Raw genomic sequence first — 25208 nt, forward strand, 5'->3', positions numbered from 1 at the left:
CTAAGCCACTTCTTCTTGCAGAAACTGGGCCGTGTACAGGTCATTGTAGTAACCACCCTTTTTAAGCAGTTCTTTGTGCGTTCCAATTTCCACAATCTGCCCTTCATCCATCACAATAATTTTACTGGCTTTTTTGATGGTGGCCAAGCGGTGTGCGATGATGATGGAGGTCCTACCTTCGGTTATCTTGTCAGTAGCTTGTTGAATCAGTTGTTCTGAATAGGTGTCCACGGACGAAGTGGCCTCATCCAAAATTAAAATGCTAGGGTTGCTCACATAGGCCCGCAAGAAGGCAATCAATTGGCGTTGCCCGCTGGAAAGCATGGTTCCCCTCTCCTTGACATTGTACTCATACCCTCCGGGAAGACTGGAAATGAATTCGTGCACCCCAATCTGTTTGGCGGCCGCTTCTATTTCAGCAACGGAAATATTCTTATCGCGCAGTGAAATATTATTCGCGATGGTATCGGCAAAAAGAAAAACGTCTTGCAGCACAATGGCGATATGAGACCGAAGCGATTGTAAAGTGTAGTCATGTATATTGACCCCATCAATCCGTATTTCTCCGGAATTGATTTCATAAAACCGGTTAAGCAGGTTGATGATGGTCGATTTTCCGGCACCTGTTGCACCAACAATGGCTACGGTTTCTCCAGCATCCACTTTAAAAGAAATACCGTGAAGCACCTCTTCATCCTTAACGTATCCGAAGCGAACGTCCGTGAATTCAATATCTCCCTTCACATCTGCTTTTACCACAGAACCTTCATCGGCAATATGGCTATCGGTATCCAAAATCTTGAACACGCGGTTAGCGGCCACCATTCCCATTTGAAGCGTATTGAACTTATCTGCAATCTGTCGCAACGGACGGAACAACAAATCCATCAAAAAGAAAAAGGCCACAATGGTTCCTTTGTTGTTGTCAAAACCAATATTTTGAATGTTTTGAATCACCCCGAAATACACCACGAGCCCTATTCCAATCGAATTGGAAATCTCGGCAATGGGGAAAAATATGGAGTTGTACCAGACCGTTTTTAACCAAGCGTTCTGATGCTTTTCGTTGATTACACGAAACTTTTCCTTCTCTATTTCCTCTCGGTTGAAGAGTTGAACTATTTTCATTCCCGCTATACGTTCCTGGACAAATGAATTTAGGTTGGACACTTGCGCCCTCACTTCAACAAACGCCACTTTCATGGCCTGCTGGAACAATCGAGTCGCAATTAAAATCACTGGAAGAATGGCAAACACAATCAAAGCCAATTTCCAGTTCATAACCGTCATAATGATAGCGGCTGAAATCATTTTGAGCACATCGGCCACGATCATAAAAAACCCTTGGCTGAAAATCTCCCCGATTCGTTGCATATCTGCTACGGCCCGAGTGACCAACACCCCGATGGAAGAATTATCGAAGTAGGTCATTTTAAAACTCATCATCTTTTTGAAAAGTCGAATGCGGATATCCCGAATCACAGATTCGCCCAAAAGGTTGGCGTAGTAATTAAAACCGAGCTGCATCACTACCTGACCCACCAAAAGTCCCAACATCAACATAATGGCCGAAAACAAACCTTGTGAACTTTTACTGCTCAATGCGTCATTGATGATATCTTTCACCAAAATGGGAATGCCCACTGCAAATGCAGCCGACAATATGGCCGTAATGGCCACGACCCAAAAAATGACCCGATAGGGTTTAGTATGTGCAAAAACGCGTTTGAACAGTCGATAATCAAACGCTTTACCTATTTCGTCACTTTTGCTCATCAAATATTTCTTTTGGATACAAAACCTTGGTCAAATATAATCCTTTTGCGGGGACAGACACTCCGGCCTCGCTTCTGTTCTTGCTTGCGATAATCGCTTTAATTTCCTCTGGAGTCATTTTCCCCATGCCCACATCCAACAAAGTACCTACAATGGCCCGCACCATATTCCTGAGAAAACGGTCTGCTGTAATGGTGAACACCAATTTATCTTCCTTTTCTTCCCAAAGTGCATGACGAACATCACATCGGTAGGTCTTCACATCGGTGTTGGATTTGGAAAAGCATTCGAAATCCGAATGCTCCAGTAGATATGCTGCTGCTTTGTTCATTTGCTCGATATCCAACGGGTATTTTACAAAATGTGCTAAATCAGCATAAAATGGACTCTTTTCCGGAACTACCCAATATTCATAGGTTCGTTCAAATGCATCAAATCGTGCATGGGCTTCGGGAACCATTGGATAAAGCTGTTGCACGGCAATATCTTCTGGGAGAAAGGCATTCAATCGATAGACCAATTCCGCCTCGTCTTCAATCTTTTCAGTATTAAAATGGGCAAACATTTCCCTAGCATGCACACCGGTATCGGTCCTGCCCGCACCCACAACCTCGATGGTTTGTCGTAATAAGGTGGACAATGCTTTTTCCAACACCTCTTGCACGGTTATGGCGTTGGGTTGGTTCTGCCATCCGTGGTATGCTTTCCCGAAATAGGAAAATTGGATAAAATATCTCAATGGAATCCCTTACTTTTAAGTCGTTAAAGATAATTCAATCCCTTCCAAAAGGAATCCAACCTCTATTTTTTAGCATATTTTTAGCGTTATGACCAAAATTCTATTGCTTTCGGATACCCATGGCCATATAGATTCCACCATTTTAAAATATGCCGCCCAGGCCGATGAAATCTGGCATGCGGGTGACATTGGAAGCCTTTCTGTTACCGATAAATTGAAAGCGTTGAAGCCTGTTCGAGGGGTACACGGTAATATCGATGACCATATTATCCAAAAGGAATTTCCGGAACACAATCGGTTCATGTGCGAAGAAGTTGATGTTTGGATCACCCATATTGGAGGTTATCCCGGAAGTTATAATGTTAGAGTGCGGGGTGCTATTAGGCAAAATCCACCCAAACTATTTATTTGCGGACATTCCCATATCCTTAAGGTCATGAACGACAAAAAATTGGGATTGCTCCACATGAATCCCGGGGCTTGTGGCAAACATGGGTTCCATCAGGTACGCACCATGCTCCGTTTTGTGATTGACGGGGATAAAATCTCAGATTTGGAGGTGGTGGAACTCGGAAAGCGATGATCAAAACATAAAAACCCCGGCCGAAGCCAGGGTTTTTTCGCACTAATACTACTAAGATGTTAGGTTCAACGTAAGCGATCAACAGATTTTACAAGATCTTCATCCTTTTTGATAGCCCTGTTGGCCAGGACCAGAAAAACGATAGAAAATACAGGAATCAGCATCCCAATACCCTTCTCAGAGACAACTGCCTCTCCGGATAAGCTTAGCGATCGATAAACGAAAAATCCTAGTAAAAAAAGATTCAATATCATATTCAATCTGTTTACCACAAATTGATTTTGTCTGTTCTTGTACATCAAAATAGAAATCACTGCCAAAACTGTTGAAGCATAAAATGCTATGCTGATCCACAGCTCATTTTCTGCGTAGATTTCCTTCCCATCAACATCGATCCATAAATTCAGAAAAAAGGGCAGTACGCCTGTAATGAGCGCAACAACCACTAAGAAAAACGTCTGAATTCGCTGAATCATTGTGTAATTTGATTTCAAAACGCAAAAATAGGCGTCTTTTTGAGAAATGAAACGTTATTCTTGAAAAATAATTTGTATACTTGTGTCGTTATTAGCGAAGCACTTACCTAGGAAATCTTTCCTCCAGTAGCACTCAAATAACTTTTACTTCAATATTTTCAGATTAAGACACGTTTAACTTATTCATTATTTAATGTTCGAGATTTCAGATCTAAAAGCTAAAAAGCTTCCTGAGTTGCAAGAAATTGCCAAGGATCTTAATGTTCCCAAATTCAAAACCTTGAAAAAACTGGACTTGGTTTACCAAATCCTAGATGTTCAAGCTTCCAACCCAAAAGCTGTGGCCGAAAGTGTTACAGCCCCTCAAAACAACGGAACCCCCGCCGCCAAACCTAAGCGTGAAAGAACCCCACGAACCCCACGGGTCAAAAGTGAGCCAAAAAACACCGCTCCGGATACTGCGGAAAAACAAGTTAAGGGAGATTCCAATGAGAAAAAGGATGACTCTAGAGGCCAACAGCCCCAAAAGAAGGAGAGCAAACCCAATGCCCCTCAGAAGAATCAAAACCAAAACAACAATAAAAGAAACAACCAGCACCAAAAAGGTGGTGGTCACGATAAAAAGAACAGCAATTTTGACAAGGACTTAAAAAACAGGTACAAAGAACCTGAATTTGAGTTTGACAGCATTATTGAGAGTGAGGGTGTATTGGACATCATGCAGGACGGATATGGTTTCTTGCGCTCCTCGGACTACAATTACCTTTCTTCCCCAGATGATATTTATGTATCTCAATCGCAGATCAGATTGTTTGGATTGAAGACAGGAGATACCGTTTTAGGAAACATTCGACCTCCAAAAGAAGGTGAGAAATATTTCCCACTGATCAAGGTGAACAAAATCAATGGTCTGGACCCTCAAGTGGTTCGCGATCGCGTCTCTTTTGAGCACCTTACCCCATTGTTTCCAAAGGAAAAGTTCAAATTGGCGGAGCGTCAGAGCACTATTTCCACTAGAATTATGGACCTGTTCTCCCCTATTGGTAAAGGACAACGTGGTATGATCGTTTCCCAACCGAAGACGGGTAAGACCATGTTGTTGAAAGATATTGCCAACGCCATTGCGGCCAACCACCCAGAGGTGTACCAAATCATTTTGTTGATTGACGAACGCCCTGAAGAGGTTACCGATATGCAACGAAATGTACGCGGTGAGGTCGTTGCTTCCACTTTTGACAAAGAAGCTACGGAACACGTGCGTGTCGCCAATATTGTGTTGGAAAAAGCAAAACGCTTGGTGGAATGCGGTCATGATGTGGTTATCCTTTTGGATTCCATCACTCGATTGGCCCGTGCTTACAACACCGTTCAACCTGCTTCTGGTAAGGTATTGAGTGGTGGTGTGGATGCCAATGCATTGCACAAGCCAAAACGATTCTTTGGTGCGGCCCGTAACATTGAAAATGGTGGTTCCCTTTCCATTATCGCTACCGCATTGACAGAAACCGGTTCCAAAATGGACGAGGTAATCTTTGAAGAGTTTAAAGGTACTGGTAACATGGAGCTTCAGTTGGATCGTAGAATTTCCAACCGAAGAATTTTCCCTGCCATCGACCTTATTTCTTCCTCAACCCGTAGGGACGATCTATTGTTGGATGAAAATACCATTCAACGTATGTGGATCATGCGCAAGTATTTAGCGGACATGAATCCGGTAGAAGCCATGGAATTTATGGAGCAACGCATTAAGCAGACCAAAAACAACGAGGAGTTCCTTCTGACGATGAACGAATAAATCAATTGTTTGATATACAGTTAATTAAAAACCCTTTGAGAAATCTCGAAGGGTTTTTTCTTGATAGGTTTTAAAGAAAAAACTTATCTTTAAATTCAGTTTCCTCAAAACCGAACTTTAAAACACTTCAACTATGAAAAACCTCAAAAAAGTTGGCACTGTCTTGCTAGGTGCTCTTTTGGTTACCCTTGCCGCGTGTCAACAGGGGTCTAAAAAACAAGAACCCTCTGAGCCTGTAATGGAAGAACAAGAAAGAGTTGAACCGCCTTCAGGCATTATCTCTTTGGAAGAATCCAAGTCCCTTTATGACAATTATACCAAAAACCGTTTGGACATCATTCAACGGTATGAGGCGGAGCGGAGCCCTGAAAAGAAATTTGAAGCGGCTCGTTTTGTTTCATTCACCTATGAGGACATAAAACAATACATGGCCTTCATTGAGCAGGAATCCAAAGAAGCCCAAGTGGATATTTCCTCTTTACGCTTCTATTTTGCCAATTATCCCGATCAAGAAGATTTTCCTGATGGAAAGAAAATCGTCCACCCAAGACAAAACTCCATATTCATCGTTCCGGCTATGAAAACAGACGATGGAGAATACGGTTTTTATATAGGCGAAGATGGTAAAGCAAAGCTTATAAAAAATGCAGTAGGGGAAACTGCTGTTGGCAGTATAACAGAAAATGACAATAAGTCCTACGCAAGCTTTGTTCCTATTTCTGCACCACCAGCCGCAGCAGGAGGTCAGAGCCTTACCTTGAATAAGGGTAGTTCTTCTCCACCACCATGGGGGGATTATTAAGATAAACCATGGATGACCAAATTTATAGGCTATTTACAGAACATTATTATATACCTGTTTATCTGTTAACATGGTTGGTTTCTGTATTTACATACCGTAGATATTTTGATACAGCGCTAAAGTATTTTCCGGTTTTTATCGCCTATACTTTTTTCACGGAATTACTTGGCTATTTTATAAAGTTCTTTGAAGATTTCCAGTTCTTTTCGGATGAGAGGTATTCGTGGCGCAATATTATCATTTATAACCTGTATCAACTTATTACATACCTATTTTTTTATAGGGTGTATTGGAAGGTAATTCAGTCGAAAAAATATAAAAAGTGGTTGAAATATGGTGTATTTATAACTTTGTCTGGCTATTTAATAAACATTTTTTTCAATAACCCCTTTTATGAACCACTCTATTATGCCGAAACGGTTGGATCAATTATATTGATTGTTCATATTCTAATTTATTTTTTGGAAAAAAGGAAGGAGAGGCATCCATATTCCCAAAAAAATAATCTTTTATTCTGGGTAAGCATCGGCACTTTTATCTTTTACCTTGTTGCACCTTACCTCTGGTTGATTGGCTATTTAGAACAAACCATTTGGTTTGCCTACCATCTAAGAACAGTTCTATTTGCCTTGATTACAATTATGTATTCCTTATTTATCGTTGGTCTTTTACTGGGAAAAAGGCAAGCATTCCGGTAAACTTTGAATATGCATAAAAATAAACGCCCCAAACATTGGGGCTTTTTTTATATATTCAACCGAAATGCCATTTCTTTGTTCCAAACCAGCAATGCGTAGATGATAGAGGAAATCTTAGAAACTTTAAATACGGATTTTATCATCCTTCCTTTTTATCTGATTACGTGGCTGGTTGCCGTAATACAGTATCGCACCTATTATGATACTGTTTTAAAATACTATCCCATTTACCTCATGTACACCCTTCTAACCGAACTTTTGGGGTATTTGGTAAAGTTTACCGATAGCTTTCAATTGGTTTCTGATGATCGGTTCCACTGGTACAACGTGATCATTTACAATATCTACTCCGTGGTTACCTATATGTACTTCTTCTTTATCTATTGGAAAATCCTGGATGATGAAAAAAATAAAAAGTGGGTCACTTACGCGGGATGTATCAGTATGGGCAGTTTTCTGATCAGTCTGTTTTTTCAGAACCCTAATTATATGCACTTATATATTGCCGAGCTGATTTCCGCGGTGTGCCTACTGGTCACCATAGCCCTATATTTCAAGGAAAAATTTGATTGGCATGACTTTAAATCCATGAAATACAACCTAATGTTTTGGACAAGTGTAGGAATGGGAATCTTCTATGTGTATTTCCCTATCTCTCTGTTGTTCCTGTACTGGGCGCCAAAATTGTATACCACGTTGTACCTGCATGATTTGTTGATTGGGCTCATCTTTGTTTTATATGGAACTTTTTTGGTGGGCGTGATTTTCCATCGAAGAAGGGAATTTCGATAAAAAGTTTGGCATATATCCAATAAAAAAGCCCCAAAACGGGGCTTCTCTATATCCTAAAATGAACAGGTGATTACATAGCTGCAACCTTGCTCATCAATTTGCTTTTTAAGTTGGCCGCTTTATTATTGTGAATGATGTTCTTCTTGGCCAATTTATCAATCATACCAACAACAGTGGGCAACAAGGCTTCAGCAGCTTTCTTGTCCTCTTCGGTGCGCAATTTTTTGATGGCATTACGCACAGTTTTGTGCTGGTATCTGTTACGCAAACGAACTGCTTCGTTTCTTCTGATTCTCTTTAATGCTGACTTATGATTTGCCATTGTCTTAATTTATACTTTCTAATTCCTTTTGTTGTAGCCCGTAGGGGAATCGAACCCCTGTTACCAGGATGAAAACCTGGCGTCCTAACCCCTAGACGAACGGGCCATTTTTATATGGAAAAACGAACTTATTGACCCTCGCTTTTCCTATTTCATTGAACTTCGTAGCCCGTAGGGGAATCGAACCCCTGTTACCAGGATGAAAACCTGGCGTCCTAACCCCTAGACGAACGGGCCATAAGGTTGCACAATTGCGGATGCAAAAATACAACTATTTTTAAGTCTTGCAACAGTAATTTTTATTTTTTGCCCCCTGTTTAATAGGCCTTTGCAAACAACACCCTTTGGGTGGATGGTTTTCCAGTCACCATACATATTCCATCCTCCTGTTTTGCATCCAAAGGAATACAACGAATGGTGGCTTTGGTTTCCTCTTTTATCCTATCCTCAGTTTCGGGAGTACCATCCCAATGGGCAGAAACAAATCCTCCTTTTTCTTCAATAACCTGCTTGAATTCTTCATAGGAATCCACCGCCGTGATGTGTTCCTTTCTATATTCCAAAGCTTTATTGAAGATGTTTTCCTGAATCTCATCCATCAACGAAACCACCTTTTCCACAACCGCATCCGCCGCAACAGATTCCTTCTGAAGGGTATCCCGTCGAGCCACCTCATAGGTTCCGTTCTCCAAATCTCGCTGTCCAATAGCCAAACGCACGGGAACTCCCTTTAATTCATATTCATTGAATTTGAACCCGGGTTTATGGGTATCTCTTTTGTCATATTTTACGGAAAGTCCCTTGGCTCGAAGTTCCTTCACTAAGGGTTCCACCTTCTCAGAAATGGCATCCAGTTGGTCCAGCCCTTTATATATAGGTACTATCACCACCTGAATTGGCGCCAATTTAGGGGGAAGTACCAGTCCGTTGTCATCGCTGTGCGTCATTACCAAAGCGCCCATCAAGCGGGTAGAAACCCCCCAGGATGTGGCCCAAACATATTCCTGCTGACCTTCTTTATTGGCAAATTTCACATCGAACGCCTTGGCAAAATTCTGACCCAAAAAGTGGGATGTCCCCGCCTGAAGCGCTTTTCCATCCTGCATCAATGCTTCAATGCAATAGGTATCTTCCGCCCCTGCAAAACGCTCGCTTTCGGTTTTGGTGCCTTTAATTACGGGCACTGCCATGTGCTCTTCGGCAAATTCTGCGTATAAGTGCATGATTCGCTCTGCCTCCTCAACAGCTTCCTGTTTGGTGGCGTGGGCGGTATGCCCCTCTTGCCACAAGAATTCAGCAGTTCGTAAAAACAAACGGGTTCGCATTTCCCAGCGCACCACATTGGCCCATTGGTTCACCAAAATGGGTAAATCGCGATAGGATTGTACCCATCTTCTGTACGTGTCCCAAATAATGGTTTCTGAAGTAGGCCGCACAATAAGCTCTTCCTCAAGCTTTGCATCTTCATCCACAATAATGCCACTGCCATCCTCGGCATTCTTCAAGCGATAGTGCGTCACAACGGCACATTCCTTGGCAAAACCTTCAACATGGCTAGCTTCTTTGCTCAAGTATGATTTTGGGATGAACAGCGGGAAATAAGCATTCTCATGACCTGTTTCCTTGAACATTTTATCCAACTGGGCCTGCATTTTCTCCCATATGGCATACCCGTAGGGTTTTATCACCATGCAACCCCTAACTCCCGAGTTCTCAGCTAGATCAGATTTTACGACAAGTTCATTATACCATTTGGAATAATCCTCAGCTCGACTTGTTAAATTTTTACCCATGTATTGTAGTTTGGCACAAAACTTGTGTTTTTATTAGCAGAAATAATTCGGTAAAACTAATTATTTTTAGTATGTTCAACAATAAAAATTGCGCAATGATAAAGTCTACACCCCTTCCAAATTTTAAGGTATTTGCTACACTCCTCGTGGTTGCTTTCCTTGCAGCCTCATGTGGATCGTACCAACAGGCCTCATATTATGATGATGGAATCTATTCAAGTGGCAATAGAGTGGTTCATGTGGAGAAAAAATCCGCTGAAGCTGTTCGGCTTGAACAACAAGAAAGCAACATTTATGGTGACTATTTCGGTGCCAAGGCCGATGAATATGCAGAAATTCTTGATGGCGAAATCTTCACCGATGTGGATAGCTATTCCAGTAATATGCAAAATGATAGTATTCCTTACGGGGAACAAACCGATTATTTTGCCTACAACAATACCTACAATGGTAATCCCGGATGGGGCGATAACCCCACAAGCCTAACCATCAATGTTTATGACAATTGGGGTTGGGGTGGCTACTACGGCTGGAACAATCCGTATTGGGGCTGGGGCTACGGCTGGGGTGGATACCCTTACTACAACTGGGGTTGGAACAGCCCATGGAGATACAACCGTTGGGGATGGAACAGCTGGGGCTGGGGTAGTTACTACGGTGGCTGGAACAGTCCATATTGGGGCTGGGGCTACGCTGGCAATTGGGGCTGGGGTGGCTACTACAACTACGGTTGGAGACCATACTACTACAATAACTATTATGGCAGAAATTATGCCTACAATTATAGCAGGGGACGCAGAGGTTATACTTCTTCAGTAATCCCAGGCACCTCATTAAGAGGAAGGTCCAACCTTGCATCAAGAACCAGTGGATATTCTTCACGATACAGCACAAATAGCGGACGCTCCAATAGATCTGTTGGCACATCCTCCTCAAGAACATCGCGTTCATACAGCAACGGAACAACAGCTAGAAGAACCGTGAGTGCCGATGCCATAGCAAGAAATCAAAACTATAGATCAAGTAGAAGTACCCGTACTACTCCAAACTATAATAACAGCTCAAGGACTTATCGTTCATACGGTACTTCACCTTCTTCAAGAAGCAACGGTTCTTATAACAGGAGCAGCGGTTCGGTGAACAGAAGTTCATCTTCTTCTTCTCCCGCTTACCGAAGCTCAGGCAGAAGCACCAGAAGCTATCAATCTTCTCCAAGAAGTACGGCACCGAGCAGGAGCAACTACAGTCGCTCTTCCAGTGGTTCCAGTTCTAGAAGTAGCTACAGCCGAAGCAGCTCAGGAAGTAGTAGCAGAAGCTATAGCTCTGGTGGTAGTAGTTCTAGGAGTTCCGGAGGTGCAAGCAGGTCTTCTGGAGGTTCCAGAGGTGGAAGAGGAAACGGAAGAAACTAAGATTCCTAACAAATTTATCGTATAACTAAATCAAGGGAAATGAAACGAATTTCAACTCTCATCATGGTATTGGTATGCGCATATGCAAGCGCCCAGAACATCGATGATGTATTAAGATACAGCACAGAAGACATCATTGGAACCGCAAGGTTTCAGTCCATGGGAGGTGCTTTTGGAGCACTGGGTGGCGACTTGTCTTCGCTAAATATAAACCCTGCTGGTTCCGCCGTATTCAATTACAGCGAACTTAGTGTAACGGGAACTAATTATAATAGAAACAATGATGCCCTTTTCGGAAACAGCGTCAGAAACACCACACTAAATTCCTTGGATTTGAACCAAGTAGGTGGCGTACTCATTTTTACATCGAACAATAGCCCATGGAAAAAAATTGCACTTGCTTTTAATTATGACATGGTGCAAAATTTTGACAATGAGTTTTTCGCCGCTGGAAATACAGGATTGGGAATTGATAATTATTTCTTGAATTTCGCCCAAGGTGAACCTTTGGGCCCACTCCGTGTTCAGCAAGGAGAATATATAGAGGATGCTTATTTAGATATTGGCTCTAGCCTTGGTTTTGGTGCCCAACAAGCCTTTTTGGGTTTCCAGGCAGGTCTTATTGAGCCCACCGTTGACGATGACAGCAACACCTCCTACTTCTCCAATGCCGAATACAGCAGTGTCAATCAAGAATATCTACAGAGTACCTCGGGGTATAATAGCAAGTTCACCCTGAACTTTGCCAGCCAATATGAGGAAAATCTTTACGTAGGGGCATCCCTGAATTTTCACAGCGTTATGTATGATCGCATCACCTTCTTGGATGAAAGTGGTTACGACCAAGATTCTCCGGTGCAATTCACCTCTTTTGACAACCTTCTGCACACCGAAGGATATGGATTCTCATTCAGTTTGGGTGCCATAGCAAAATTGAACGAAAGTGTGCGTGTGGGAGGAAGTTACCAATCCCCGACATGGTATGAACTTACCGATGATTTTTCACAGCGCATGAATTCCAGTTTGGCTGTTTCTGATATCAATTATATTGATTTTGGAATCGTTAATCTTTACGAAGACTACCGCATTAAAACCCCTGGAAAATTGACTGGTAGCGTTGCTGTGGTATTTGGTGAGGATGGTCTTTTGAGTTTTGATTATGGTTATCAGGATATGTCGCAAGCAGAGCTTCGACCTACCTCTGACCCTAATTTTTCTTCCGAAAACGATTTTATCGCCAATACACTTGGCGTTGTGAACACCTATAGATTGGGTGGAGAAATTCGATTTGATGAAATAAGCTTACGCGGAGGATATCGTTTTGAAAGCAGCCCATATGAAAATGGTGATCTAGTCGGTGACCTTAATGGTTTTTCAGGCGGAATTGGCTATAGTTTTGGAGGAAGTCGATTGGATTTGGCTTTTAGCAGGACAGAGCAAGATGTAAATGCCTACTTTTTTGATTCCGGCATAGACAGTACTGCCATGGTGAACCGAATCAATACGAATATCTCGTTGGGGTACAGCTTTAAGTTCTAAAAACAGAAAATATAGATACTAAAGGTCGGAAGGAATTCCGGCCTTTTTTTGTTTTCTATCGTACCAAAGAGAAGTGTCTACGAACGGACCGCGCTACCAAAACGCCGGTTTCATCCTGATCGTAATCCAAACGAAACCAATAATCCGAAGATGGAAGGTCCCTGCCGTTAAAGGTTCCATCCCACCCCAAAGTAGGATCAAGCTCCTTCAACAACTTACCAAAGCGATCAAAAATATAGATAACGGGATCCGTGAGTCTTTCTATTCCGTAAACATTCCAGTTGTCATGGACACCATCGCCATTGGGCGTGAAAAATTTGGGGTATCCCACCACCAAAAAATCAGCTTCCAGAGTTCCGCATCCATTTTTATCATTGATGGTAACCTGATTCAATCCTGGTGGTACATCTGTGAAAATGGCCTCATCCTGAAACTCACCGCCATTGATCGCATACTCGTAATCACTAGTCCCCTCAACAACAAACTCCACACTATAAGGGTCTGAAATATCACTGGTTTCTAAATCGATTAAAATCGTATCTGCCAAAACAGGCTCTCCGTGAAAAGTGATCAAAATATCATCTGCAACGGTATTCCCAAAAGTTGATTCAATGGTCACTCGGTACCGTCCAGAGTTCGGGCTGGAGACGGTCCATTCGGTCTGGCCAGCACCTGTGGCAAGTATGGTTTCGTAAGTACCATCATCGTCAGCATCATATTCCCATGTAATATTGGCGATGTTAGGTCCCACCGGTGATCTCAAAGCACTTAAAACGATATCTGGATCACCAATACAGGCCACAATATCCAATCCAAGGAATTCATCACGAAGGGTACAGTCCAAAGCGTTGTCTTGGTCGGCATCAACGGAACTTCCCGTAAAGGTCAATTCAAAAGTTTCCGGGTCTCCATCAAAATTGGTAAGATAGTTATTGATGTAGAGGTAATAGACTTCACCTGCCGTTACATCCAGCCATTCATCATAAGTATTCTGACTTTGTTTTACAAAAGGAGCTCCTTCCCTACCATCCACAGGATTCACACCTATCCCAGTGAAATAGGTGTCGTTGGTTTCATAATTGCATCGAATGGGCTGTACGGTTCCATCCCCAATGATGGTACAAAAGGTTTGGCCTGAAGTTTCATCAAAGGGACCATACAAGGCAAAATCCCATTCTGCCGTAATAACTCCAGTTGGCCCGGGAAGTGCCTCAATATCAAATCCTATTTGTCCATCGGTACCCGCCCTAAACACATACCAACCTGTATTGTGCTCAATATTGGCTGAGCTGTTGCTTCCTTTCTCCAAACAACCGGTTTGAGTAATGACCTCAGGGTCAAAATCATCGATATCACCACTGCCATCAGTGGTTCCTAAAATGGGAGCATCCGCACAAACGGGGATAGCAGTTCTACAATCTGGGGAATTTTGAGCGCTCGCTGCAAAAGAAAAAAGTAGTAAACAGATAGCACTAAATAGAGCTCTCATAGAATTTTGGGGCTAAAGGTTGTTCTACATTCTAACGTGTATAACTCCCTAAACCAAGGTTTTAGTATACGTTTAACGAAAAAATATGCGGTTAATCGACAAACGGTATTGTATGCTATCGAACCAAGGAGAAATGGCTCTGCAAATATTTGGCGTTTACTCGGATTCCGTTCTCATCCACATAGGATAATTTAAACCAATAATCCGTGGAAGGAAGAGGTTTTCCGTTAAAGCTGCCGTCCCAACCAGCATCAAACTCCGTCATTTGTTTGATGAGTTTCCCGTAACGGTCATAAATGGTTACAATCGGGGAACTTAATTCTGAAAGCCCTTCAATCCGCCACGTTTCATTGAGCACATCGCCATTAGGGGAGAAAGTGGATAGGAACCCCACTACAACAATGTCATCTACTATTTCACCACAGCCATTGATATCGCGCAGATATACTTTATGATTTCCTGGGGTCACACCTTCAAAAACATTATTGGTTTGATATGCGCCATCATCCAGTCGGTATTCAAAATTGGTGGTATTTCCTTCCGTAATAATCGTGACAATATTGTTGGTGCGTAAGTCTTGGACATCCACGTTTACATCAGCGATATTGGGCAAGGTCGATATTCCAACTACAATGGTCTTGCTAGTTTCACAAGATGAACCGCTGGAAGAATTGGTAGCCGTTAAGGTATACTCACCCGGTTCCGTCACAGTAATGGTCGGTGTTTGTTGTCCAGTACTCCATTGATAGGTATACATGGGATTGGGAAGGGTTTCCCCTATTTCAATATAGCCGATACTTTCACAAATAACTGCTTCTTCCGAAAAAGTAAGCTCAGGAGTTTCAATGGCATCCAAAACAAAACTCTGGGAAGCGTCAAAACAATCAGGGTTTAATAATGAGGTCGTCCTGACATAAATGGTTTCCTGCCCCGGACCTTTTGGATACTGTTTCAGCAATGGATAGATCCCCAAATTTGCATTGGTTTGGGTAGCATGGTAGCTGACCACAAAATCATCCGGACTTTGCGCACCCAAGGCTTCTATATTCTTTTCCTCCAAGTCAAAAATCATATCAGGAACGTGACAAAACACTTCATCCACCAAGCTCTCCGTGACTGGTACTGGGTTAAATCCGACTTGCACATCGCTGACAATGGTTTCCATTGCAGTAGTGACCACCACTCGGTATTGCGCCGAAGTGGTTACTGAATAAGAAGCTGCCGTGGCTCCAGAAATAAGCTGAAAACCATTTCCTGTATCACTATACCATTCATAACTCAAAGCTCCTGTGCTGGTCGCATCCAGAGTAATTGTTTCCCCTTCGCAAGCTGCAATTGGCGCTCCCAGGAGATTATCCACTATGGAACAATCCAATGCATCTGTAGGGTTGGTCACCCATATATTACCCGTAAATTGGATGGAAAAACCGGAGTTAAGGTTGCTAAAGTTGTTGATCAAAAGATAGTAATCCTCGCCTGGGCTTACCTCCAACCAGTCCTCATAGTAAATGGTATTCATATCTCCCGTAGGGTCTTCCCCTACTCCCAAAAAGCTTTTGGCATCACTATTGTCCCAAAAATTACAGCGAACGGGTTCTCCCAAATTACCACAGTCCGAAGCCCTGTATAACACGAAATCCCAGTCTTCATCACTGCTATGGCCAATATTAAAACCCAGCTGCCCAGAGGCGCCGGTCCTAAAATGATACCAAGCGGAGTTACTTTCAATCACTCCAGAGGAAAGCTGTCTTTCAAAACACCCATTGGAAAATGCCCCATTAAAATCGTCAATCCCATAACCATCGGCCCCACCATTAATCGGGGTATTGCTACAAATGGGAATTGCATTGACGCAATCTTGTTCCACTTGGGCATGCGAAAATTGCCAGAAGAGGCAGAAGATTAAAGTTCTAGTAACCAATTTCAACATAAAAGACTGTAGGTTTGGGCATTATAAAAGTACTACGGCGCTTGCCTTAACAATAATTTATGTTGTCAAACTCCCTGTAGCGGATGTTAAATAGTACATTAATGTATATCTTTGCTGTCTTGAAGAAACAGCTATGAAATTAGAGCAGGCTTTGGAAGAACAGTATGAGGAAAGGGGCAACGACCATGTTGGCTCCTCATCGGATACCCCGATGCGGCAAGATGCGTTTGTATTGAGCGATGAAGAAAAAATCGAACGTATACAGAAGAATGTCCGTGAAATTATGTTGACCCTCGGTCTTGATTTGGATGATGACAGTCTAGGGGGCACCCCAAAAAGGGTTGCAAAAATGTATGTGAAAGAGGTTTTTGGTGGATTGCACCCCAAACGAAAGCCCGAATCATCTACCTTTCAAAACAAATATAAGTACGGTGAAATGTTGGTGGAAAAGAACATTGTGCTTTATTCCACTTGCGAGCATCACCTGTTGCCCATTATTGGAAGGGCACATATTGCGTATATATCAAATGGGACTGTAGTTGGTCTATCCAAAATGAACCGAGTGGTGGACTACTACGCCAAACGTCCGCAGGTCCAAGAGCGATTGAACATCCAAATTGTGAAGGAACTTCAACAAGTTTTGGGGACCGAAGATGTAGCCTGTGTTATTGATGCAAAGCACCTCTGTGTGAATTCCCGTGGCATTCGAGATATTGAAAGCAGCACCGTAACTTCGGAATATGGTGGAAAATTCAAGGATGAAGCCGTACGAAGGGAATTTTTGGACTACATCAATCTGGAAACCGACTTTTAATTCCACCTTTTTCAATGCAACTTTACAAGGACCAAACCCTTAGAGTACACAATTCGCTTACCGGAAAAAAAGAGATTTTTCAACCCATAAATGAAGGTCATATTGGCATGTACGTCTGCGGACCTACGGTGTACAGCAATGTGCATTTGGGCAACTGCCGTACTTTTATGTCGTTTGATATGATCTTTAGGTACTTTAAGCACTTGGGATTTAAAGTGCGTTATGTCCGCAACATCACCGATGCCGGCCATTTGGAAAATGATGCAGATGATGGTGAGGACAAAATCGCCAAAAAAGCAAAGTTGGAGCAGATTGAACCCATGGAAGTGGTGCAACGCTACACCGTGGATTTTCACAATACATTGCAACAGTTCAATTTACTACCTCCGAGTATTGAACCTACCGCCACCGGACATATCATTGAACAAATAGAAATCATCAAGGAAATTCTTGAAAAAGGATACGCCTACGAGGCCAACGGTTCTGTTTATTTTGATGTGATCAAGTTCAACAAAGACCACGAGTACGGTAAACTCAGCGGAAGAAAGTTGGAGGACATGATTGCCAATACCCGTGATTTGACCGCGCAGGACGAAAAACGAAATCCGCAGGATTTTGCACTTTGGAAGAAGGCCGAACCCCAGCACATTATGCGTTGGCCTTCGCCTTGGGGAGATGGTTTCCCAGGATGGCATTTGGAATGTACCGCAATGAGCACTAAATATTTAGGGGAAACTTTTGACATCCATGGTGGTGGAATGGACCTTAAATTTCCGCACCATGAATGTGAAATCGCTCAAGCCGAAGCCAGCACCGGACATTCCCCTGTGAAATATTGGTTGCATGCCAACATGCTGACCCTGAACGGCAAAAAAATGTCAAAATCTACGGGCAACAATATTTATCCCTACGAGATTATTAGTGGGGATAACAACATATTAAGTAAGGCCTATTCACCCGCGGTGGTGCGCTTTTTTATGATGCAGGCCCATTACACCAGCATTTTGGATTTAAGTGATGACGCATTGCAAGCCTCCGAAAAAGGGTACAATCGTTTAATGGAAGCCATGGGCAGTCTCGATGCCTTAAAAACCGGTTCAACATCTGAATTTGATGTAGCGGTATGGAAGCAGAAATGCTATGATGCCATGAACGATGATTTCAATACGCCCATCCTCATTGCTCACCTTTTTGACGCCGTAAAACACATCAACCTGATTAAGGAAGGAAAGGAAAGTATCACTGAGACGGATAAAACGGAATTGGAAAATACCATCAAAGCTTTTGTCTACGATGTGCTTGGTATTGAAAACCAGTCTTTGGTCAAGGATGATTCCAATGCGTTGAATGGGGTAATGGAACTTTTGATTCAGTTGCGAAACGAAGCCCGAGCCAATAAGGATTTTGCTACTTCGGATAAGATTCGGGATGAGCTTACCGCTTTGGGCATTCAACTCAAGGATGGTAAGGACGGAACTACGTTCAGCCTGAATTAATTCTCTTTAATCCGTAAACTTTGATTGGTATTCTCCGGGAGATGCCTGCACTTTTCGTTTGAACAAGCGATTGAAATAGGAACGGTTTTCAAAACCGCATTCCAAATAAATTTCCTTGATTTTGCGGTTGGGGTCTTTCAACAATTTTACCGCTAACTTAATCCGTTCACTATTGATGTATTCAATCGGTGTCACCCCCAACTCCTCTTTAAATGTCTTGTAAAAGTGGGACTCACTCATATAAACTTTTTTGCTGAGTTCACCTACGGTAAGGGGTTCATGCAAATGCGTGGCAATGTATTCAATGGCATTGGCCAATCGGTTGTTGGTTGACAATTTTGAAGCATTCTCCTCCAACGTCTTCCTAGAATTTCCCTGCAGAATTCGCACAATGAGTTCCTGAAGCATATTATCCACAAAGAAATCTTTGGACGGATGGTTTTCGGTAAACAAATACAACAACCGCTGAATTATTCCATAAATACTCGCATCATTCGTAAAATGGAAGTTGTAATCCATAAAGGCCCACTCTGAACCGTCGTGTTTGGGAATGGTTTCATTCATTACCCGAATCACCTTATTAATTTTCTCTTCCGAAATGGCCATGGCCAAACAGCGTGTAGGGTTATCATGATTTGCTTCGGGAAAATCGATACACATCATTTCCTTTGAAGGTAAAATCAAGGATTCGCCCGGAAGAAAATCAAAGGCTTTCTTGTCCCGTAGATGCATTATTTTCTTGCCAATTAGCATAGAGGCCAAAACGGGCTGGTCAAACTGAAGCATTACCCGATCAGCCTGCAAGTGTGTCTCAAATACGTGCATAGCCGCATTGTTCAGCGTGTACGAAGTCTGATTTTCCACTAAATTTTGAAGCTTGCGTTCTTTGAAGAACTTTTCGGAAAGCTGCATATCAATAAATACTTATTAAAATAACTCCTAAATACTTATTAAATATAAAAAATAAGGCATGATTATTTGTTAAAAATATAAAAACAAATAGGATTGTTCACTATCTTAATAGGATACGTCAGATGCTCGGGTAGCAAAATCAATACTTTTAGAATCAGCTACTTGGACAAACCGGTCCATCGCATAAAAATTATCAGTAACACATAAAATTAAGCATTATGAGCAATGTACAAACAACAGAACGCAGTGTTTTGCAAAAGCCCTCGTTCAAGAACCAGTATGAGAACTTTATAGGCGGAAAATGGACTGCCCCCACCAATGGAGAATATTTTGAAAACATTTCCCCGGTTGATGGTCAAGCTTTCACCAAAGTGGCCCGTTCCACTGCGGAGGACATCGACAAAGCCATTGATGCCGCATGGAAAGCCGCACCGGAATGGAACAATTCCGCCGCCACCTATCGCAGTAACCTCTTATTGAAGATTGCTGATATCATGGAAAACAATTTGGAAACCTTGGCCCGCGCTGAAACTTGGGACAATGGAAAACCGTTACGTGAAACGCGAGCTGCCGACCTTCCCTTGGCCATTGATCACTTCCGCTATTTTGCAGGGGTTATTCGGGCAGAAGAAGGTTCTGTAAGTGAGCTGGATTCCAATACCGTTTCCATGAACGTCCTTGAACCGCTAGGTGTCGTCGGTCAAATCATTCCCTGGAACTTTCCATTGTTGATGGCCGCTTGGAAAGTGGCACCAGCCCTGGCAGCAGGAAATTGCGTTGTGCTAAAACCTGCGGAGCAGACCCCTGTGGGTATTTTGGTATTTATGGAATTGATTGAAAACATTCTCCCCGCGGGCGTACTCAATATCGTAAATGGATTTGGTGTTGAAGCCGGAAAACCTTTGGCCTCCAGTCCTCGCATCAACAAAGTGGCCTTTACTGGAGAAACCACTACGGGACAATTGATCATGCAATACGCATCCAAAAACATCACTCCCGTTACGTTGGAGTTGGGTGGTAAATCCCCCAATGTGTTTTTTGAAAGCGTGATGGAGGCCGATGATGAGTTCTTTGATAAATGTTTGGAAGGTGCGGCCATGTTTGCCCTAAATCAAGGTGAAGTGTGTACCTGCCCATCCCGAATTTTGGTACAGGAAAGTATTTTTGACAAGTTCATTGAACGCGTAGTGGAACGCACCAATGCCATTAAATTGGGGCATCCTTTGGATCCAGAAACCATGATGGGCGCCCAAGCTTCCAATGACCAGTACGAGAAAATCCTCAACTACATCCAAATTGGTAAAGAAGAAGGCTGCGAAGTTTTGGCTGGAGGTGAGGCTGCCTACAACGAAGGTCTTGAAGGTGGTTACTACATTCAACCTACCATCCTAAAAGGAAACAACAAAATGCGCGTCTTCCAAGAGGAAATTTTTGGACCCGTGGTCTGCGTCACTACCTTTAAAGATGAGGCCGAAGCCCTTGAAATTGCCAATGACACCTTGTACGGTCTAGGCGCTGGAGTTTGGACACGGAATATGCATCAAGCCTACAAAATTTCAAGACAGATTCAGGCGGGACGTGTTTGGGTAAATTGCTACCATACGTATCCAGCCCACGCACCATTTGGTGGCTATAAAAAGTCTGGTATTGGTAGAGAAACCCACAAAATGATGCTCAACCACTACAGACAGACCAAGAATATGTTGATTTCCTACGACAAAAAAGCCATGGGCTTTTTCTAAAATCAAGAGCTATGACAAAGCGCGTTTTGGTTTCGGACCGAGCCATAAAAATCATTGACCAACTCAGGGAGCGACATGGAGAATTGATGTTCCACCAAAGCGGTGGATGCTGTGATGGCTCCTCCCCCATGTGTTTCCCCAAAGGGGAACTCATGCTCAATGAGAATGATGTATGGTTAGGTACCATTCATGGTTGCGACTTTTACATGAGTAAGGACCAATTCGAGTATTGGAAACACACACAGTTGACTGTGGACATCACAACCGGTCGTGGGTCCAGTTTCAGTTTGGAAATTCCAATGGGTATCCGCTTTGTCATAAAATCACGGATGTTTACTGATGACGAGCGGGAGGAATTATCGCCCGTTCGTTTGGCATCCAAAGAAGTGTAATAAAGGCCCCGATTCAAGTCGGGGCTTTTTTATACCTTGTAACCACTATTTTCCCAACATGAAGCGCATCCTTATTGCTCCATTCGTTTTTTTGGTTCGAGCTTACCAGCTCTTGATTTCACCTTATCTTCCCGCTACGTGCAGATATTCCCCTACCTGCTCCGCCTATACTTTGGAAGCTTTAAAAAAACACGGTCTTTTTAAAGGTGGTTGGCTTTCCATAAAGCGAATCGCGAGTTGTAATCCTTGGGGTGGCAGTGGGTACGACCCTGTTCCTTGATAAGCTTAAGTTCAAGAGTCAAGTTCAAAATCAGTGTGCTACATGATTTGAAAAAGGTTAAGAGTAACCAAAAATCAAACAATCCACCCGACCAACCGCTCAAAGTAGTTATATTAGACCAAAATTTATATCAATGTATTTCCTTGGCTTTAACTGGAACCCAGAAGGCACCCTTTTTAAATTGGGTTTTATTCAGATAAAATATTACAATCTGCTTTGGATTGCCGCTTTTGTAGTGGGTTGGTTCATTATGAAGAAAATCTTCCAGAATGAGAAAAAGTCCATGGAAAAATTGGATTCCCTCTTCATCTATACCGTGGTCTCCATTATGCTCGGTGCACGTTTGGGACATGTTTTCTTTTACGATTGGGAATACTATCAAAATCATTTGGTGGAAATACTGCTGCCTATCCGGGAAAACGCAAATGAATCCCTATTTGGAATTATCAACGGTTATGAATTCACGGGTTTTACAGGACTCGCTAGTCACGGTGCAACCATTGCCGCCATCATTGGAATGTGGTTGTACACTAGAAAATGGAAAGACATCAACATGCTATGGTTGTTGGACCGCTTGGTGATTCCATCTGCTATTGGAGCCTGTTTTGTGCGTTTGGGAAACTTTTTCAACTCCGAAATCAATGGAAAAACAGTGGAAGAATCCTATTTCTTGGCCACTCGATTTATCCGGGATTCGGATGACATGCCCGGCTATAAAGCCATGGCACTCACCAAAGAATCAACGGAAAATGCCGCCTATAAAGCCATAGAACACAACCCTGATTTTTCAGCTATTTTGGAATCCATTCCTTTTCGACATCCTGCGCAATTGTACGAAGCCATCTGTTATGTGTTTGTCTTCATCACACTGTATCTTTTGTATTGGAAAACGGACAAAAAGGACAAAACTGGCTACCTATTTGGTCTGTTCATGGTGCTCCTTTTTGTAGTTCGATTTGTAGTGGAGTTCTTCAAGAAAAGTCAAGGTGGGTTTGAGGAATCCTTGGGCTTGCTCTCCACAGGGCAATGGTTGAGCATCCCAATGATCATCATTGGATTGTACTTTATGTTCCGACCAACAAAGTCAAAAGCATAATAACATGCGGAAAATTTTTATCCTTGTTTTCATTTCGTTTTTTGGTTTCCTGGCCTGCAAAACGGAATCCAAACGCGAAATCAAGACGGAAATGGTCACCTTTAAAAAAGAAGGTGATTTATCCATCCTAAAAGTTGGAACAGATTCCATTATTTCCAATTTTGATATTGAAATCGCTGATACGGAGTATGAAACCCAAACAGGGCTGATGTATCGGTCATCCATGGAAGAAAATCAGGCGATGCTATTTATTTTTCCTACGGAAGCCATGCATTCCTTCTATATGAAGAATACGGAGTTTCCATTGGACATCATTTATATTGATGGGAACCAAAAAATTGCAAGCTTTCAGAAAAATGCGCAACCGTATGATGAAAGTAGCCTGCCATCCAATGTCCCTGTCAAATATGTGCTTGAGGTCAATGCTGGCCTGTCTGACCAGATAGGACTGCAAGTAGGCGACAGTATTTCCTTTACCCGTAACTAGATGTCAAAATACCTTTTGGAAAACGAAAGTTCGGAGCGTTTGCTGTTCCGAAGGATTACGCCATTTGATTTTGAAGCGTGGTTGTCATTTTACCATAATCCCAAATCCACCCAATTTTGGGATGGACTCCCCTCCGACCCTGTTGAGGCATGCCAAACCCAATTCGACCGAATCTTTGAGCGTTATGAAAATGATTTGGGCGGCATGAATGCCCTCATTTTAAAAGAAACAGGCGAACTGGTCGGTATTTGCGGTCTTTTGGTCCAAATAGTTGATGATGTGGAAGAATTGGAAATAGGATACTCCGTTTTGCCAAAATTCTGGCTCAAAGGCTTTGCTTTTGAAGCAGCCCAGAAATGCAAGGAATATGCTTTCCAAAATAAATTCTCAGAATCCTTGATTTCCATCATCCATGTGGACAATGTTCCGTCCCAAAAAGTGGCCCTAAAAAATGGGATGCACTTGGACAAAACCACCAGTTACAAGGATAATCCCGTCCATATTTTTAGAGTTACCAAAGGATAATCGTAATTTTGGGGATATTTTTCTTCGCATGAACCAACCCAAAAACTACGCTATTCTTACCGACAACACGTCCAAAACCCAAGATTTGGTGACTAAGTTGTTGAACAATAATTCCATAACTGAACTTGAAGTTCTTGAAAACAAAACCGGACTTCTTTTTTCTCGGTCAGAGATTGAGCGATTTATGGATGAGGAAGAGCGTCATGATATTAAAATTCTGACCAAGGACAGCAATCAACCACTCAAAACCATGAGTAGTGGGGAGCAAAAGAAGGCTCTACTGAGTTATTTATTACAACAAGAGCCGGATTTTTTGGTACTCATCAACCCTTTTGACAATCTGGATGTGGCTACCCAAGCTAGTTTGAAGGACCAATTATGTGCTATTTCCGCCTCGAGGACCTTGGTACAGTTTGCAAGTAGATTGGATGATATTCTTCCTGTGACCACCGACTTCTTCAAATTGAATGGGACCGAATTGGAATCCTATCCCTCTACAGAAGCTTTTTGGGAAGCGAACGGTCATGACTGCCTACAGTTTGCCGAAGCCATTCCTCCTCCCATCAACCCCATAAAAGAAGAACACCAAGAATTGGTGAATTTCACGAATGTATCGGTAAGTTTTGATGGACGGCAAGTATTGAACAACATCAGCTGGTCTGTAAAGCAAGGGGAATTTTGGCAATTGATTGGCCCTAACGGCAGTGGAAAAACTACAATGCTGTCCATGATCACCGGCGATAGCCACAAAGGGTATGGTGAGGATTTGACCTTGTTCGGACAAAAGAAAGGTACTGGTGAGAGCGTTTGGGACCTCAAGCAAAAAATAGGCTACTTTACCCCTTCCATAACGGATAGGTTTAGAGGATATCATACGCTGGAAAATATGATCATATCCGGGCTCCATGACTCCATTGGTCTTTATGTACTTCCTACGGAAACGGAAAAACGATTGGCCGGACAATGGCTAAAATTATTGGGGCTTTACGATAAACGTGACACCCATTTTAATGAGCTTACCCGCGGAGAAAAACGATTGGTCATGACCGCAAGAGCCATGGTAAAGCACCCTCCATTGGTTATTTTGGATGAGCCCACAGCAGGTTTGGATGATAAAAGTGCCGCTTTGTTTGTGGCATTGGTCAACAAAATTGCAAAAGAAAGCGATTCGGCCATCCTTTTTGTTTCCCACAGAGCAGAGCCCAACCTTAATCCACAATTTATTTTCGAGTTGATTCCATCGGAAAATGGTTCTACCGGAATAATTACCGGTAACTAAAGATTTCCATTTTACCAATCCTCATCTTCGGTTCAAAAAAAA

General features: G+C 42.6%; 23 protein-coding genes and 2 tRNA genes. 15 read left to right on the forward strand and 10 right to left on the reverse strand.

The genetic code is table 11. From position 1 onward, the window contains the following. Both ACFSJE_RS16295 and truA read right to left on the reverse strand, forming a co-directional pair. Positions 1–1776 carry an ABC transporter ATP-binding protein gene (locus ACFSJE_RS16295; RefSeq protein WP_379831929.1) on the reverse strand — a complete coding sequence of 592 codons (1776 nt, stop codon included), beginning with the start codon at positions 1774–1776 and terminating at the stop codon, positions 1–3. Then, positions 1763–2515, reverse strand: a complete 753-nt coding sequence (gene truA, locus ACFSJE_RS16300) for a tRNA pseudouridine(38-40) synthase TruA (RefSeq protein ID WP_379831930.1) — start codon at positions 2513–2515, stop codon at positions 1763–1765. The genes ACFSJE_RS16295 and truA overlap by 14 nt, the downstream gene beginning before the upstream one ends. Positions 2516–2603: 88 nt before the next feature. Between truA and ACFSJE_RS16305 the strand changes: the two genes are divergently transcribed. After that, on the forward strand, positions 2604–3098 hold the full coding sequence (locus ACFSJE_RS16305) for a metallophosphoesterase family protein (RefSeq protein ID WP_379831931.1): 495 nt from the start codon (positions 2604–2606) through the stop codon (positions 3096–3098). Positions 3099–3163: 65 nt separating this feature from the next. On the opposite strand, the gene ACFSJE_RS16310 is transcribed toward ACFSJE_RS16305, so the two are convergent. Further along, positions 3164–3574 carry a DUF4293 domain-containing protein gene (locus ACFSJE_RS16310; RefSeq protein ID WP_379831932.1) on the reverse strand — a complete coding sequence of 137 codons (411 nt, stop codon included), beginning with the start codon at positions 3572–3574 and terminating at the stop codon, positions 3164–3166. Between the two features lie 193 nt (positions 3575–3767). On the opposite strand from ACFSJE_RS16310, the gene rho reads away from it, so the two are divergent. The 3 genes from rho to ACFSJE_RS16325 all read left to right on the forward strand — a co-directional run bounded on the left by rho (position 3768) and on the right by ACFSJE_RS16325 (position 7661). Next, a complete protein-coding gene (gene rho / locus ACFSJE_RS16315; protein ID WP_379831934.1) occupies positions 3768–5369 on the forward strand; it encodes a transcription termination factor Rho in 1602 nt (533 codons plus the stop codon). Positions 5370–5502: 133 nt separating this feature from the next. Continuing rightward, positions 5503–6171, forward strand: a complete 669-nt coding sequence (locus ACFSJE_RS16320; protein ID WP_379831936.1) for a hypothetical protein — start codon at positions 5503–5505, stop codon at positions 6169–6171. Between the two features lie 797 nt (positions 6172–6968). Continuing rightward, the gene (locus ACFSJE_RS16325) at positions 6969–7661 is read left to right on the forward strand and encodes a hypothetical protein (protein ID WP_379831937.1); all 693 of its coding nucleotides are present in this window, start codon (positions 6969–6971) and stop codon (positions 7659–7661) included. A gap of 70 nt (positions 7662–7731) precedes the next feature. Here the strand turns inward: ACFSJE_RS16325 and rpsT are convergent, their stop codons facing one another. The 4 genes from rpsT to proS form a co-directional block, all read right to left on the reverse strand. After that, the gene (gene rpsT / locus ACFSJE_RS16330) at positions 7732–7983 is read right to left on the reverse strand and encodes a 30S ribosomal protein S20 (RefSeq protein WP_379831938.1); all 252 of its coding nucleotides are present in this window, start codon (positions 7981–7983) and stop codon (positions 7732–7734) included. 34 nt (positions 7984–8017) lie between these two features. Next, a tRNA-Glu gene (locus ACFSJE_RS16335) sits at positions 8018–8089 on the reverse strand. Between the two features lie 59 nt (positions 8090–8148). After that, positions 8149–8220 (reverse strand) — tRNA-Glu (locus tag ACFSJE_RS16340). 80 nt (positions 8221–8300) lie between these two features. Further along, positions 8301–9776: a proline--tRNA ligase gene (proS, locus tag ACFSJE_RS16345; protein WP_379831939.1), complete on the reverse strand. Its 1476-nt coding sequence runs from the start codon at positions 9774–9776 to the stop codon at positions 8301–8303. Positions 9777–9871: 95 nt separating this feature from the next. Here proS and ACFSJE_RS16350 point away from each other — a divergent pair, with 95 nt between their 5' ends. Together ACFSJE_RS16350 and ACFSJE_RS16355 are read left to right on the forward strand one after the other, a co-directional pair. Continuing rightward, positions 9872–11185, forward strand: coding sequence for a hypothetical protein (locus tag ACFSJE_RS16350; RefSeq protein ID WP_379831940.1), 1314 nt, complete (start codon positions 9872–9874; stop codon positions 11183–11185). Between the two features lie 39 nt (positions 11186–11224). Continuing rightward, on the forward strand, positions 11225–12724 hold the full coding sequence (locus ACFSJE_RS16355; protein ID WP_379831941.1) for an OmpP1/FadL family transporter: 1500 nt from the start codon (positions 11225–11227) through the stop codon (positions 12722–12724). Positions 12725–12779: 55 nt separating this feature from the next. Here ACFSJE_RS16355 and ACFSJE_RS16360 read toward each other — a convergent pair whose 3' ends face one another. Together ACFSJE_RS16360 and ACFSJE_RS16365 are read right to left on the reverse strand one after the other, a co-directional pair. Beyond that, complete coding sequence (locus tag ACFSJE_RS16360) at positions 12780–14213, reverse strand: T9SS type B sorting domain-containing protein (RefSeq protein WP_379831942.1); 1434 nt, start codon at positions 14211–14213, stop codon at positions 12780–12782. A 115-nt stretch (positions 14214–14328) separates the two neighbouring features. Continuing rightward, the gene (locus ACFSJE_RS16365; protein ID WP_379831943.1) at positions 14329–16143 is read right to left on the reverse strand and encodes a T9SS type B sorting domain-containing protein; all 1815 of its coding nucleotides are present in this window, start codon (positions 16141–16143) and stop codon (positions 14329–14331) included. A 133-nt stretch (positions 16144–16276) separates the two neighbouring features. On the opposite strand from ACFSJE_RS16365, the gene folE reads away from it, so the two are divergent. Together folE and cysS are read left to right on the forward strand one after the other, a co-directional pair. Next, positions 16277–16957: a GTP cyclohydrolase I FolE gene (gene folE, locus ACFSJE_RS16370; protein ID WP_379831944.1), complete on the forward strand. Its 681-nt coding sequence runs from the start codon at positions 16277–16279 to the stop codon at positions 16955–16957. A gap of 14 nt (positions 16958–16971) precedes the next feature. After that, positions 16972–18453 (forward strand): cysteine--tRNA ligase, encoded by a 1482-nt coding sequence (gene cysS / locus ACFSJE_RS16375; RefSeq protein ID WP_379831945.1) that lies wholly within the window; start codon positions 16972–16974, stop codon positions 18451–18453. A gap of 6 nt (positions 18454–18459) precedes the next feature. Here the strand turns inward: cysS and ACFSJE_RS16380 are convergent, their stop codons facing one another. Continuing rightward, positions 18460–19365 carry an AraC family transcriptional regulator gene (locus ACFSJE_RS16380; RefSeq protein ID WP_379831946.1) on the reverse strand — a complete coding sequence of 302 codons (906 nt, stop codon included), beginning with the start codon at positions 19363–19365 and terminating at the stop codon, positions 18460–18462. 218 nt (positions 19366–19583) lie between these two features. Here ACFSJE_RS16380 and ACFSJE_RS16385 point away from each other — a divergent pair, with 218 nt between their 5' ends. From ACFSJE_RS16385 to ACFSJE_RS16415, 7 genes are all read left to right on the forward strand, one after another. Continuing rightward, positions 19584–21107 carry an aldehyde dehydrogenase family protein gene (locus ACFSJE_RS16385; protein WP_379831947.1) on the forward strand — a complete coding sequence of 508 codons (1524 nt, stop codon included), beginning with the start codon at positions 19584–19586 and terminating at the stop codon, positions 21105–21107. Positions 21108–21118: 11 nt separating this feature from the next. Continuing rightward, the gene (locus ACFSJE_RS16390; RefSeq protein ID WP_379831948.1) at positions 21119–21499 is read left to right on the forward strand and encodes a DUF779 domain-containing protein; all 381 of its coding nucleotides are present in this window, start codon (positions 21119–21121) and stop codon (positions 21497–21499) included. 58 nt (positions 21500–21557) lie between these two features. Further along, positions 21558–21779, forward strand: coding sequence for a membrane protein insertion efficiency factor YidD (yidD, locus tag ACFSJE_RS16395; protein WP_379831949.1), 222 nt, complete (start codon positions 21558–21560; stop codon positions 21777–21779). Positions 21780–21912: 133 nt separating this feature from the next. Further along, positions 21913–22875 (forward strand): prolipoprotein diacylglyceryl transferase, encoded by a 963-nt coding sequence (gene lgt / locus ACFSJE_RS16400; RefSeq protein WP_379831950.1) that lies wholly within the window; start codon positions 21913–21915, stop codon positions 22873–22875. 4 nt (positions 22876–22879) lie between these two features. Beyond that, positions 22880–23362, forward strand: coding sequence for a DUF192 domain-containing protein (locus ACFSJE_RS16405; RefSeq protein ID WP_379831951.1), 483 nt, complete (start codon positions 22880–22882; stop codon positions 23360–23362). Further along, positions 23363–23887: a GNAT family N-acetyltransferase gene (locus tag ACFSJE_RS16410; RefSeq protein ID WP_379831952.1), complete on the forward strand. Its 525-nt coding sequence runs from the start codon at positions 23363–23365 to the stop codon at positions 23885–23887. It begins immediately after the preceding gene. A 28-nt stretch (positions 23888–23915) separates the two neighbouring features. Beyond that, on the forward strand, positions 23916–25166 hold the full coding sequence (locus ACFSJE_RS16415; protein WP_379831953.1) for an ATP-binding cassette domain-containing protein: 1251 nt from the start codon (positions 23916–23918) through the stop codon (positions 25164–25166). The last annotated feature ends 42 nt before the right edge of the window (positions 25167–25208 follow it).

Origin of the sequence: Flagellimonas iocasae (genome assembly GCF_042682725.1) — a bacterium.
Lineage (GTDB): Bacteria > Bacteroidota > Bacteroidia > Flavobacteriales > Flavobacteriaceae > Flagellimonas > Flagellimonas iocasae.

Bases quoted from the DNA above. Each gene is read 5' to 3' on its own strand.
- ACFSJE_RS16360 (WP_379831942.1), bottom strand. From the start codon at position 14,213: ATGAGAGCTCTATTTAGTGCTATCTGTTTACTACTTTTTTCTTTTGCA.
- ACFSJE_RS16365 (WP_379831943.1), bottom strand. From the start codon at position 16,143: ATGTTGAAATTGGTTACTAGAACTTTAATCTTCTGCCTCTTCTGGCAA.
- ACFSJE_RS16305 (WP_379831931.1), top strand. From the start codon at position 2,604: ATGACCAAAATTCTATTGCTTTCGGATACCCATGGCCATATAGATTCC.
- folE (WP_379831944.1), top strand. From the start codon at position 16,277: ATGAAATTAGAGCAGGCTTTGGAAGAACAGTATGAGGAAAGGGGCAAC.
- rpsT (WP_379831938.1), bottom strand. From the start codon at position 7,983: ATGGCAAATCATAAGTCAGCATTAAAGAGAATCAGAAGAAACGAAGCA.
- ACFSJE_RS16390 (WP_379831948.1), top strand. From the start codon at position 21,119: ATGACAAAGCGCGTTTTGGTTTCGGACCGAGCCATAAAAATCATTGAC.
- ACFSJE_RS16310 (WP_379831932.1), bottom strand. From the start codon at position 3,574: ATGATTCAGCGAATTCAGACGTTTTTCTTAGTGGTTGTTGCGCTCATT.
- rho (WP_379831934.1), top strand. From the start codon at position 3,768: ATGTTCGAGATTTCAGATCTAAAAGCTAAAAAGCTTCCTGAGTTGCAA.
- ACFSJE_RS16405 (WP_379831951.1), top strand. From the start codon at position 22,880: ATGCGGAAAATTTTTATCCTTGTTTTCATTTCGTTTTTTGGTTTCCTG.
- ACFSJE_RS16380 (WP_379831946.1), bottom strand. From the start codon at position 19,365: ATGCAGCTTTCCGAAAAGTTCTTCAAAGAACGCAAGCTTCAAAATTTA.
- ACFSJE_RS16355 (WP_379831941.1), top strand. From the start codon at position 11,225: ATGAAACGAATTTCAACTCTCATCATGGTATTGGTATGCGCATATGCA.
- ACFSJE_RS16415 (WP_379831953.1), top strand. From the start codon at position 23,916: ATGAACCAACCCAAAAACTACGCTATTCTTACCGACAACACGTCCAAA.
- ACFSJE_RS16320 (WP_379831936.1), top strand. From the start codon at position 5,503: ATGAAAAACCTCAAAAAAGTTGGCACTGTCTTGCTAGGTGCTCTTTTG.
- lgt (WP_379831950.1), top strand. From the start codon at position 21,913: ATGTATTTCCTTGGCTTTAACTGGAACCCAGAAGGCACCCTTTTTAAA.
- cysS (WP_379831945.1), top strand. From the start codon at position 16,972: ATGCAACTTTACAAGGACCAAACCCTTAGAGTACACAATTCGCTTACC.
- proS (WP_379831939.1), bottom strand. From the start codon at position 9,776: ATGGGTAAAAATTTAACAAGTCGAGCTGAGGATTATTCCAAATGGTAT.
- yidD (WP_379831949.1), top strand. From the start codon at position 21,558: ATGAAGCGCATCCTTATTGCTCCATTCGTTTTTTTGGTTCGAGCTTAC.
- ACFSJE_RS16385 (WP_379831947.1), top strand. From the start codon at position 19,584: ATGAGCAATGTACAAACAACAGAACGCAGTGTTTTGCAAAAGCCCTCG.
- ACFSJE_RS16350 (WP_379831940.1), top strand. From the start codon at position 9,872: ATGATAAAGTCTACACCCCTTCCAAATTTTAAGGTATTTGCTACACTC.
- ACFSJE_RS16295 (WP_379831929.1), bottom strand. From the start codon at position 1,776: ATGAGCAAAAGTGACGAAATAGGTAAAGCGTTTGATTATCGACTGTTC.
- ACFSJE_RS16410 (WP_379831952.1), top strand. From the start codon at position 23,363: ATGTCAAAATACCTTTTGGAAAACGAAAGTTCGGAGCGTTTGCTGTTC.
- ACFSJE_RS16325 (WP_379831937.1), top strand. From the start codon at position 6,969: ATGATAGAGGAAATCTTAGAAACTTTAAATACGGATTTTATCATCCTT.